The following is an 11,413-nucleotide window of genomic DNA, read 5'->3' on the forward strand; positions in this document are numbered from 1 at the left end:
TTTAATATATTTAACTATGAAAAATGTAAAAATACTACTGTTTTTTGCATTATTAAGTGTCCCCTTTTTAATGCAGTCTCAACAATTAGTTTATAAGCCAATCAATCCATTTTTTGGAGGTGATACCTTTAATTATCAACAATTATTAGCTTCAGCCGAAGCACAAAATAAATTTACAGAAGACAATGATTTAGGTTTTGAAGAGCAAACCGAATTAGAACAATTTACCGAAACATTAAATAGGCAATTATTAAATTCATTATCTCAAGATTTATTTCAGCAAGAATTTGGAGATGATGCCTTAACGGTCGGAACTTATGTTTTTGGTAGTTTAGTAGTTGATATAACACCTACAGTTGGTGGGCTAGCCATTAACGTTTTAGATACTACTACGGGTGATCAAACTCAAATAATAATCCCAGATAATTAAATAAACTATGAACAAGATAAAAATTAGTGCAATTATTTCACTTTTATTTTTGTTTTCAAGTTGTGCAGCATATTTTAACCAACCATTGCAAGTTTCTAAGGCTAGGTTAGGAGAAAATACTTCACAAAACAAAATATTAAAAGATATTTTACCAGTTACTCCAACAATTGTTGGTGTCTATAAATTTAGAGATCAAACAGGGCAGTATAAGTTGGTAGAAAACGGTTCTAGCTGGAGTACTGCAATTACTCAAGGTGGAACTTCAATCTTATTAAAATCATTAGAAGATTCTAAATGGTTTACCGCTATTGAAAGAGAGAATGTTAGTAATTTACTAAACGAAAGGCAGATAATTAGATCTACACGTCAGGAGTATAGTAAAGGAAATAAAAAGAAAGAGCAAATTAGTTCTATTCCGCCATTATTATTTGCGGGTGTGTTATTAGAAGGTGGTGTTGTTTCTTACGATTCAAATATAATTACCGGAGGTTCAGGAGCAAGATATTTTGGTGCTGGAGGTTCTGTAGAGTATAGAGAAGATAGAATAACTGTTTATTTAAGAGCTGTATCTACTTCAAACGGGCAAATTTTAAAAACAGTTTACACTTCAAAAACAATTCTGTCGCAAGGTATTTCAGCAAATTTATTTAGATATGTAAATTTAAAAAGATTACTAGAGGTAGAAACTGGAGTTACAAGAAATGAACCTGCTCAATTAGCTGTGAAAGAAGCAATAGATAAAGCTGTTGAAACTTTAATTGTTGAAGGTGTTATTGATGGTTTATGGAAACCACAAGGAGGAGAACCTGTAGTTCAGGCATTGAAAGAAAGATATGAAAAGGAGAAAGAAGATGCTAATAGTAGAGTTTTATATGATAGAAAATTAGAAGATAGAAGAGGTAAAACTGCGGTAAGTGTTACTGCAGGAACTTCACATATATCTGGAGATTATTCAAATCCAAAGGGTAAATTAGGTACAAGTTTGGCTTATAAGTTTTATTTTAACAAACCTAATTTAAATTTAAACCTTGGACTTGGTTACTTTCAATTAGAAAATGAAGGTGCGTTTAAAGATGACTTTGTTTCATTTGATATTAATTTAGAGTATGATGTTTTACCATACGATAATTTTACACCTTTTCTATATGCAGGTTTAGGTACAATTTCAAATACAAATTTAGATAATCCGGAATTTAAAGTTCAATATGGACTTGGTGTTGAATATTTAGCAACAAATAATATTGGAATAAAACTTTTTGGTGAACAGAATGTTTTAATGACTGATGATTTTGACGGATTGATTAGAGGTAAACGAGATGACTTTTATTGGAAAGTTGGTTTAGGGCTTAATTTTTACATTGGTAAGCCATATAATAAAGTTAAATCAGTATTATTTGAATAATTAAAAAAATAGAAATGAAAAATATATTTAAATATTTAGTTTTAATAGTACTTACTTTAACACTTGGTTGCAGCGAAGACACTGTAGATTTAGTAGGTTTGGGTACTGTAACGGGTAGAGTAGTTGAAGCAGATAGTTTCAATCCTATTGAAAATTCAAAAGTAACTTTAAGTCCAACTAATAATGCTGTGTTTACAGATGCTGATGGATACTTTATTATAGAAGATGTTGAAGTAGGAGAATATTCTGTTAGTGCAGATAAAGAGGGGTATTTAACAAATTATCAAGCGGCAACTGTTTCAGATGGTTTAGAAGTAAATGTTATTTTCGAAATGGATGATGAAACAGCACTTAATAGGCCGCCATTAACACCAACTTTATTAACACCAACAAATGGTATTGAAGATCAAGAGTTATCGGTTGAATTAATTTGGCAATCATCAGATCCAAATGATGATGCGATTACTTATAGATTAGAAATTAAGAACGATTATAATAATGATGTAATTAAAGTTGAAAGTTTAACTGATACCACATACGTTGTTTCAGATTTAAAATATGGTAAAAAATATTTTTGGCAAGTTGCTGCAACAGACAATATTAATGATGAAGTTTTAAGTGCTGTTAGTACTTTTAAGACTAAAGTTGATCCAGAAAACAGGTATTTTTATACAAAGAAAGATGAAAATGGAAATAATGTAATTTATTCTGTAAATTATAACGATGGAGATGTAGAAAATGAAGTAATGTTAACTTCAAATGATTTAAATAGTTGGAGGCCAAGAAAAAACCAGGCAGCAGGAATGATTGCCTTTTTAAGAACTTATAATAACGAAACACATATTTTTACAATGAATCAAGATGGTTCAAGTGCCACACAGGTTACTTCTGCCGTTCCAGTTAATGGATTCGATTTAAATGAAATAGATTATTCTTGGTCATCTAATGGAGACCGTTTAATTTATGCTAATTACGATAAGCTTTATGTAATAAATAAAGATGGTAGTGGATTAAGTATGCTTTACCAAACAACAGATGGCAGTTTTATTACAGAATGTGATTGGAGTAATGATGAAAGTATGATAGCTTTAAAAACAAATGATATTTCGGGCTACAACGTTTCAATCTTCACAATTAATATGTCGGGCGTAGTTCAAACAACAATTTTATCGGGTGTTAATGGAGCTGCCGGAGGACTAAATATTTCTGTAGATAATAAATTGCTATTGTATACATATGATGTTTCAGAGTATGAAAACTCAAATTATAGACAACTTGATAGTCATATTTTCTTATATAAATTTGAAGATGCATCAGTTTTAGACCTTTCTGAAGGAAAAAATGACGGTACAAACGACTTAGATCCTAGGTTTTCACCAAACGAAGCAGATGTAATATATGTAAACACATCTAACGATGGAGTTTCTCAAAAAGACGTTTATGTAATGTCTACTGAAATAGATAATGAAAGGGAGTTATATTTTTCAAATGTATTTATGCCAGATTGGGAATAATATTAAAATAAAATAAAATTTAAGGCCGAATGATTTTTCATTCGGCTTTTTTATGTTTCTCTATGTGAAAAAGATAAATTACTTTTGCACAACAACACAAACAAGTACCAAATGAGTTCAGAAATTAGTAAAAGATACAGTCAAAGAGGTGTATCTGCTTCAAAAGAAGACGTACACAATGCAATAAAAAATGTAGATAAAGGATTATTTCCTAAAGCATTTTGTAAAATTGTACCAGATTATTTGACTGGCGACGAAGATTATTGTTTAATTATGCACGCAGATGGTGCTGGAACAAAATCATCATTAGCTTATATGTATTGGAAAGAAACTGGAGATGTTTCTGTTTGGAAAGGTATTGCTCAAGATGCTTTAATAATGAATATTGATGATTTATTATGTATTGGCGCAACAGATAATATTATGCTTTCTTCAACAATTGGTAGAAATAAAAATTTAATACCTGGTGAAGTTATTTCAGCAATTATTAATGGTACAGAAGAGTTATTAGAAGATTTAAAAACATTTGGTGTTGAAATTCATTCAACAGGTGGAGAAACTGCTGATGTTGGTGATATTGTACGTACTATAATTGTAGACTCTACGGTTACTGCACGTATGAAACGTAGTGATGTAATTGACAATGCAAATATTAAGCCTGGCGATGTTATTGTAGGTCTAGAATCGTTTGGACAAGCTACTTACGAAAAAGATTATAATGGAGGTATGGGATCAAATGGATTAACATCTGCGAGACACGATGTTTTTAATAAATACTTAGCTGAAAAATTCCCAGAAAGCTTTGATGCTGCTGTGCCTGAAGATTTAGTGTATTCAGGAAATGTAAAACTTACAGATAGTGTTGAAGACTCACCAATTGATGCAGGTAAATTAGTGTTATCACCAACAAGAACTTACGCGCCAATTATAAAAAAAATATTAGAAAAGTACAATTCAGAAACTATTCACGGAATGGTACATTGTAGTGGTGGAGCACAGACTAAAATTCTTCATTTTATAGATAATTTGCATATTGTAAAAGACAATATGTTTCCAATTCCTCCTTTATTTAAATTAATACAAGAGCAAAGTAAAACAGATTGGAAAGAAATGTACCAAGTGTTTAACTGTGGTCATAGAATGGAAATTTATGTTGCTCCAGAAGTTGCGAAAGATATTATTAAAATTTCTGAAAGTTTTAATGTAAACGCTAAAATTATTGGTAAAGTAGAAGCTTCAGAAACAAAGAAATTAACAATAAAGAGTGAATTTGGTGTTTTCGAATATTAGATAAATTCAAATAATAATTGCATATTTCATTTTGTGTGAATTTTAAATTTAACCACAGAATTGAGTATAAACAGTGGTGTCAAGAAATTATTGTAAATTTGCAATCCAATAAAAAATTAAATGTTAGATAAGTTACAAATAATAAAACAACGTTTTGATGAGGTTTCAGATTTAATTATCCAACCAGATATTATTTCTGATCAAAAGCGTTATATAAAAATAAATAAAGAATATAAAGATTTAAGTGCTGTAATGAAAGTTAAAGAGCAATACGAATCTTTATTAGAAAATATTGCAGAAGCTAAGGAGATTATTTCTGATGGATCTGACCCTGAAATGACAGAAATGGCAAAAATGGAATTGGATGAAGCAAGTGCCCAAATTCCTGAACTTGAAGAAAAAATAAAGTTCATGTTAATTCCTAAAGATCCAGAAGATGCTAAAAACGTAATTGTTGAAATTAGAGCTGGTACAGGTGGAGATGAAGCAAGTATTTTTGCAGGAGATTTATATCGTATGTACACAAAGTATTGTTCAGATAGAGGTTGGAAAACTGAAGTTGAAGATATAAGCGAAGGAACATCGGGTGGATTTAAAGAAATTATTTTTAGTGTTACTGGACCAGATGTTTATGGAGATTTAAAATTTGAATCTGGTGTGCACCGTGTACAACGTGTTCCGCAAACAGAAACACAAGGTCGTGTTCATACATCAGCAGCTACTGTTATGGTTTTACCAGAAGCAGAAGAATTTGATGTAGAATTAAAAACTAGCGATATTAGGGTAGATTATTATTGTTCTTCAGGTCCTGGAGGTCAATCTGTAAATACAACATATTCAGCTGTTCGTTTAACACACGTTCCTACAGGTTTAGTTGCGCAATGTCAAGATCAAAAATCGCAACATAAGAATAAAGATAAAGCTATGAAGGTTTTACGTTCTCGTTTGTATGAGCAAGAACTAGAGAAAAAATTAGCTGCAGATTCAGAAAAAAGAAACTCATTAGTTGCTAGTGGAGACCGTTCAGCAAAAATTAGAACATATAACTATCCACAAGGACGTGTTACTGAACATAGAATTGGATTAACTCTGTATGATTTATCCAATGTAATAAATGGAGATATTCATAAAATTGTAGAAGAATTAAAACTAGCTGAAAATACTGAAAAGTTAAAAGAGCTAGGTGAAATGCTTTAAGCAAATAAAACATAAAAGTAAAAAAGCAAGAATTAGATTTCTTGCTTTTTTTTTAGGGTATTTTTTATCAACTTGAACTTGTTTCAGGTTCCCATACTTATTTGCAACAAGTAATATTAAATATAGAGTAGTGGTTTATTTATTTTTTCAATATTTTTTGTTTATAAATCAGCAGCTTTAAAGTAAAACTTTCAATGTATATTTGCGGCTAAAATTAGAACTAATGATTACAGTTAATGATGTTGCAGTACAATTTGGAGGAACTACTTTGTTTGAAAAAATTTCATTTGCAATAAATGAAAACGATAAAATTGCCTTAATGGGTAAAAATGGAGCAGGTAAATCTACTTTGTTGAAGATTATTGCTGGAGTTAAAAAACCTTCTTCAGGGAATATATCTGCTCCAAAAGAAGCAAAAATAGCGTATTTACCACAACACTTATTAGCTCATGATAATGCTACTGTTTTAGAAGAAACTTCAAAAGCTTTTTCTGAAATATTTAAAATGAAGGCAGAAATTGATGAAATTAATGAAGCTTTAACAGTTAGAACAGATTATGAAAGTGACGAATACATGAAGTTAATTGAGCGTGTGTCTGAACTTAGTGAAAAGTTTTATGCTGTTGAAGAAATTAATTATGAAGCTGAGGTTGAAAAGGTACTAAAAGGTTTAGGTTTTAGTAGAGAAGATTTAAGTAGGCAAACATCAGAATTTTCTGGAGGTTGGCGTATGAGAATTGAATTAGCCAAAATTTTATTACAAAAGCCAGATTTAATTTTATTAGATGAGCCAACAAACCATATAGATATAGAAAGTGTACAATGGCTTGAAGATTTTTTGTTGAATTCAGCAAAAGCAGTTATTGTAATTTCACACGATAGAGCGTTTGTAGATAATATTACCAATAGAACTATAGAAGTTACTATGGGTAGAATTTACGATTATAAAGCAAATTATTCTCATTATTTGGAATTGAGAAAGGATAGAAGGGTACATCAACAAAAAGCATATGATGAGCAGCAAAAAATGATTGCTGAAAACACCGAGTTTATTGAACGTTTTAAAGGAACGTACTCTAAAACAAATCAAGTGCAGTCTCGTGTTAGAATGTTAGAAAAATTAAAATTAGTTGAGGTTGACGAGATTGATACTTCAGCATTAAAATTAAAATTCCCACCATCACCAAGAAGTGGTCAATATCCTGTTGTAGTTAATGAATTGTCTAAAAGTTATGGAGATCACGTTGTTTTTGAAAATGCCAACTTGGTAATTGAAAGAGGAGAGAAGGTTGCTTTTTTAGGGAAAAATGGAGAAGGAAAATCTACAATGATAAAAGCGATAATGAAAGAAATTTCATTTGAAGGTAAGCTAGAAGTTGGTCATAACGTAAAGGTTGGATATTTTGCGCAAAATCAAGCATCATTATTAGATGAAGAGTTAACAGTATTTGAAACTATTGATCAAATAGCAGTTGGAGACATTAGAACGCAAATAAAGAATTTATTGGGAGCTTTTATGTTTAGTGGAGACGATACAACTAAAAAAGTAAAAGTATTGTCTGGAGGAGAAAAAACACGTCTAGCTATGATTAAATTGTTGTTAGAACCAGTAAATGTTTTAATATTAGATGAGCCAACAAATCATTTAGATATGCGAACTAAAGATATTATTAAAGATGCGTTAAAAGATTTTGACGGAACTTTAATTCTAGTTTCTCACGACCGTGACTTTTTAGATGGTTTGGCAGAAAAAGTTTTTGAATTCGGAAACAAGCGTGTAAAAGAACATTTTGAAACTATTTCTAGTTTTATGGAATTAAAGAAGTTAGAAAATTTAAGAGAAATAGAAAAGAAATAATTTTTTTAGTACATATTTAAAATAAAAAAACCCAATCAAAAGATTGGGTTTTTATATATAAGCAAGAAATTAAAATTTATTTTACTTGATCTACAACTGCCTTAAAAGCTTCTGGGTTGTTCATAGCTAAATCAGCTAAAACCTTACGGTTTAATTCGATATTATTAGCTTTAACTTTCCCCATAAACTGTGAGTAAGACATTCCATACATACGAGCTCCAGCGTTAATACGTTGAATCCATAAAGCACGGAAAGTTCTCTTTTTGTTTTTACGGTCTCTGTAAGAATATGACATTCCTTTTTCAACCGCATTCTTTGCTACTGTGTAAACGTTTTTTCTACGTCCAAAGTAACCTTTTGCTTGCTTCAATATCTTTTTTCTTTTAGCTCTTGAAGCAACTGAATTTACTGATCTTGGCATAATTTCAAATTGTTTTTTGTAGTAGGCGGTAATAATTACATTACACTTGTATTTGCTCTACTCCAAGGTTAATAATTAAATTCCCTTTAACTTTATTATTTTAAAGTTAATTGTTGTAAAATGTTAGCTGTATCTGATTTATGTACTAAACCATCATGAGTTAACTTTAATTTACGTTTTTTGCTCTTTTTAGTCAAAATATGACTTTTAAAAGCATGCTTTCTTTTAATTTTTCCAGAACCAGTAAGCTTAAAACGCTTCTTAGCACTAGATTTTGTTTTCATTTTCGGCATTTCTGTCTATTTTTATCTTGCTTAATATTGTGTTTCAACTACAAAATTATAGTTGAAGTATTATTTCTTTTTTGGAGCAATGTACATAATCATACGTTTACCCTCTAATTTAGGCATTTGTTCAACTTTACCATATTCTTCAAGTTCAGTTGCTAACCTTAATAATAAGATATGTCCTTGATCTTTATATATAATTGAACGACCTTTAAAAAATACAAATGCTTTTAATTTAGCTCCATCTTGTAAAAACTTAATGGCATGCTTCTTTTTAAATTCAAAGTCATGTTCATCTGTATTAGGTCCAAACCTAATTTCTTTAACAACAACCTTTGTAGCTTTTGATTTTTGAGCCTTTTCTCTCTTCTTTTGTTCATAAAGGAATTTTTTATAATCAATTACTTTACAAACTGGAGGAACTGCTTTTGGCGATATTTCTACCAAATCTAGTTCTTGTTCTCGGGCAATTGATTTTGCTTTAGAAAGCGAGTAAACGCCTACTTCAACATTATCACCTACTAAACGAACTTCATCAACATGAACTATTTTTTCATTAATTCTGTGTTGATCTTCTTTAACGACTCTCCAAGGTCTTCTCGGTTTATTTCTTCTAATTGCTATGGCTCAAAAATTTAAATTAAACTTAAAATTGTTTTATTGTACTATTTATTTCTTTCTGAATAAATGAAACGAATTCATCTATTTTAAATGTTCCTATGTCTCCTTCTCCTTGTTTTCTTACAGAAATCGTACCATCTTTTTCTTCTTGTTCTCCAACAATCAACATAAATGGTATTTTACTAACTTCAGCATCTCTAATCTTTCTACCAGTTTTCTCACTTCTGTCATCTATAAGTGCGCGAATTTCGTCATTTTCTAGCAAATCTAAAACTTTTTCTGCATATTTTTGATATTTCTCACTGATTGGCAACAAGATAACTTGCTCAGGAGTTAACCAAAGTGGGAATTTTCCTCCCGTATGCTCTAGTAAAACAGCAATAAATCGTTCCATAGATCCAAACGGAGCTCTATGTATCATTACCGGTCTGTGTAATTGATTGTCGCTACCTTTATAGTTAAGGTCAAAACGTTCAGGTAAGTTGTAGTCTACTTGAATTGTTCCAAGTTGCCAGCTTCTACCCAAAGCATCTTTTACCATAAAGTCTAATTTTGGGCCATAAAATGCAGCTTCACCTTCTTCAATTACAAAATCTAGACCTTTATCTTTTGCAGCATTAATAATTGCTTGTTCAGCTTTTTCCCAATTTTCAGTTTTACCAATATATTTATCTAGGTTTTCCATATCTCTAATAGAAACCTGTGCTGTAAAATCTTCAAACCCTAGCGATCCAAATACATATAGTACTAAATCAATTACATTTTTAAACTCTTCGTCTAATTGTTCAGGAGTACAAAAAATATGAGCATCATCTTGGGTAAAACCTCTAACACGTGTTAAACCATGTAATTCACCACTTTGTTCATATCTATAAACAGTTCCAAATTCAGAAAAACGTTTTGGTAAATCTTTATAAGAATAAGGTTTATGATTGTAAATCTCACAGTGATGAGGGCAGTTCATAGGTTTTAACAAAAACTCTTCACCTTCTTTTGGTGTGTTAATTGGCTGAAAACTATCTTCACCATACTTTGCATAATGCCCAGAAGTAACATACAACTCTTTCTGACCAATATGTGGTGTCATAACCATTTCGTAACCAGCTTTCTTTTGAGCTTTTTCTAAAAACTTCTCTAATCTGTTGCGAAGAGCAGCTCCTTTAGGTAACCATAAAGGCAAACCTTGTCCTACTTTCGCAGAAAAAGCAAACAATTCTAATTCTTTACCTAATTTTCGGTGATCACGTTTTTTAGCTTCTTCAAGCATTTCTAAATATTCCGTAAGCATTTTTTGCTTTGGAAAAGAAACTCCATATATACGAGTAAGCTGATTGTTCTTTTCATCACCTCTCCAATAAGCACCGGCAGCACTCATTACTTTAATGGCTTTAATAATTCCTGTATGAGGTATGTGCCCTCCACGACATAAATCAGTAAAATCTGAGTGGTCGCAAAAAGTAATATCTCCATCAGTTAAATTTTCAATTAACTCTACTTTATATTGGTTTTCTTCTGCTGAATATTTTGCTAAAGCATCTGCTTTGCTAACTTCACGCATAGAAAAAACATGCTTTCCTCTAGCTAATTCTAAAAATTTCTTTTCAATAGCAGGAAAATCTTTTTCTGAAATTACATCATCACCTAAATCAACGTCATAATAAAAACCATTATCAATTGCAGGCCCAATAGTAAGTTTTACTTTAGGATAAAAAGAAGTAATTGCTTGTGCTAGTACGTGAGCAGATGAATGCCAAAAAGCTTTCTTACCATCTGCATCATTAAATGTAAATAAAGTTAAACTACCGTTTTCAGTTAATGGCGTGGTGGTTTCAACAGTGTTTTCATTAAACTTTGCTGAAATAACGTTTCTTGCTAAACCTTCACTTATGCTTTTAGCAACGTCCATTGGAGTAATTCCGCTAGAATACTCCTTAACCGAACCATCTGGTAATGTAATTTGAATCATACTTTTTTTATTAAGTGTGCAAAGGTATTAGAAAAGTATCACTTCCGCAATAAGATTTTCTTAGATTATTCATTTAAATTAAAAGATCTAAGTAATAAACAACTACACCTTATATATGTATATGCAATTTATTTAATGGAATAGCGAAATGAGGTAGCAAGCTTGCTGGGGAGATAGAAAGATTTTTTAATTCATTAAATGAATGTAGTTCAAGTGTTTACTTTGAAGATTTAAAATAGTTTTAAAAACAATTAAAAAAAGACTTGTAGGTTCGATAAAAGGTATTACATTTGCCACCGCTAACAAGGAAACGAATGTTGTTTGTTTAGTGAAAAGATCATAAGAATAGTGTTAGAAAATAAACTTTAAAAAACATCGAATTAATTTTGGTGAGAATAAAAAAAGGTTTTACATTTGCACCCGCTTA

The 11,413-nt window shown here is 30.8% G+C and carries 10 protein-coding genes; 6 read left to right on the forward strand and 4 right to left on the reverse strand.

Translation table 11 applies throughout. The features are described 5' to 3' along the window. Positions 1 to 16 precede the first annotated feature (16 nt). The 6 genes from BLU40_RS16625 (at position 17) to BLU40_RS16650 (ending at position 7,691) form a co-directional block, all read left to right on the forward strand. The gene (locus BLU40_RS16625; RefSeq protein WP_090126379.1) at positions 17 to 430 is read left to right on the forward strand and encodes a curli production assembly/transport component CsgF; all 414 of its coding nucleotides are present in this window, start codon (positions 17 to 19) and stop codon (positions 428 to 430) included. Positions 431 to 437: 7 nt separating this feature from the next. After that, a complete protein-coding gene (locus tag BLU40_RS16630) occupies positions 438 to 1,832 on the forward strand; it encodes a CsgG/HfaB family protein (protein ID WP_090126381.1) in 1,395 nt (464 codons plus the stop codon). A 14-nt stretch (positions 1,833 to 1,846) separates the two neighbouring features. Then, positions 1,847 to 3,346: a carboxypeptidase regulatory-like domain-containing protein gene (locus tag BLU40_RS16635; RefSeq protein WP_090126384.1), complete on the forward strand. Its 1,500-nt coding sequence runs from the start codon at positions 1,847 to 1,849 to the stop codon at positions 3,344 to 3,346. Positions 3,347 to 3,457: 111 nt separating this feature from the next. Continuing rightward, the gene (locus BLU40_RS16640) at positions 3,458 to 4,636 is read left to right on the forward strand and encodes an AIR synthase related protein (protein WP_090126388.1); all 1,179 of its coding nucleotides are present in this window, start codon (positions 3,458 to 3,460) and stop codon (positions 4,634 to 4,636) included. Between the two features lie 120 nt (positions 4,637 to 4,756). Further along, positions 4,757 to 5,833 (forward strand): peptide chain release factor 1, encoded by a 1,077-nt coding sequence (prfA, locus tag BLU40_RS16645; RefSeq protein ID WP_090126391.1) that lies wholly within the window; start codon positions 4,757 to 4,759, stop codon positions 5,831 to 5,833. A 223-nt stretch (positions 5,834 to 6,056) separates the two neighbouring features. Continuing rightward, positions 6,057 to 7,691, forward strand: coding sequence for an ABC-F family ATP-binding cassette domain-containing protein (locus BLU40_RS16650; protein ID WP_090126394.1), 1,635 nt, complete (start codon positions 6,057 to 6,059; stop codon positions 7,689 to 7,691). A gap of 76 nt (positions 7,692 to 7,767) precedes the next feature. Here the strand turns inward: BLU40_RS16650 and rplT are convergent, their stop codons facing one another. The 4 genes from rplT to thrS all read right to left on the reverse strand — a co-directional run bounded on the left by rplT (position 7,768) and on the right by thrS (position 10,986). Further along, a complete protein-coding gene (gene rplT / locus BLU40_RS16655) occupies positions 7,768 to 8,112 on the reverse strand; it encodes a 50S ribosomal protein L20 (protein ID WP_090126398.1) in 345 nt (114 codons plus the stop codon). A gap of 95 nt (positions 8,113 to 8,207) precedes the next feature. After that, entirely contained in the window at positions 8,208 to 8,405 is a 198-nt protein-coding gene (gene rpmI / locus BLU40_RS16660; protein WP_089379680.1) for a 50S ribosomal protein L35, read from the reverse strand. 60 nt (positions 8,406 to 8,465) lie between these two features. After that, positions 8,466 to 9,017 carry a translation initiation factor IF-3 gene (gene infC, locus BLU40_RS16665; RefSeq protein WP_090126401.1) on the reverse strand — a complete coding sequence of 184 codons (552 nt, stop codon included), beginning with the start codon at positions 9,015 to 9,017 and terminating at the stop codon, positions 8,466 to 8,468. A 28-nt stretch (positions 9,018 to 9,045) separates the two neighbouring features. Further along, a complete protein-coding gene (gene thrS, locus BLU40_RS16670; protein ID WP_090126404.1) occupies positions 9,046 to 10,986 on the reverse strand; it encodes a threonine--tRNA ligase in 1,941 nt (646 codons plus the stop codon). Positions 10,987 to 11,413 lie beyond the last annotated feature (427 nt).

The organism is Lutibacter oricola (genome assembly GCF_900106565.1).
In the GTDB taxonomy this organism is placed as follows: domain Bacteria; phylum Bacteroidota; class Bacteroidia; order Flavobacteriales; family Flavobacteriaceae; genus Lutibacter; species Lutibacter oricola.

What these genes read in the sequence shown, in the direction of transcription:
- BLU40_RS16625 (WP_090126379.1), top strand. Translation starts at nt 17, where the DNA reads ATGAAAAATGTAAAAATACTACTGTTTTTTGCATTATTAAGTGTCCCC.
- BLU40_RS16630 (WP_090126381.1), top strand. Translation starts at nt 438, where the DNA reads ATGAACAAGATAAAAATTAGTGCAATTATTTCACTTTTATTTTTGTTT.
- BLU40_RS16635 (WP_090126384.1), top strand. Translation starts at nt 1,847, where the DNA reads ATGAAAAATATATTTAAATATTTAGTTTTAATAGTACTTACTTTAACA.
- BLU40_RS16640 (WP_090126388.1), top strand. Translation starts at nt 3,458, where the DNA reads ATGAGTTCAGAAATTAGTAAAAGATACAGTCAAAGAGGTGTATCTGCT.
- prfA (WP_090126391.1), top strand. Translation starts at nt 4,757, where the DNA reads ATGTTAGATAAGTTACAAATAATAAAACAACGTTTTGATGAGGTTTCA.
- BLU40_RS16650 (WP_090126394.1), top strand. Translation starts at nt 6,057, where the DNA reads ATGATTACAGTTAATGATGTTGCAGTACAATTTGGAGGAACTACTTTG.
- rplT (WP_090126398.1), bottom strand. Translation starts at nt 8,112, where the DNA reads ATGCCAAGATCAGTAAATTCAGTTGCTTCAAGAGCTAAAAGAAAAAAG.
- rpmI (WP_089379680.1), bottom strand. Translation starts at nt 8,405, where the DNA reads ATGCCGAAAATGAAAACAAAATCTAGTGCTAAGAAGCGTTTTAAGCTT.
- thrS (WP_090126404.1), bottom strand. Translation starts at nt 10,986, where the DNA reads ATGATTCAAATTACATTACCAGATGGTTCGGTTAAGGAGTATTCTAGC.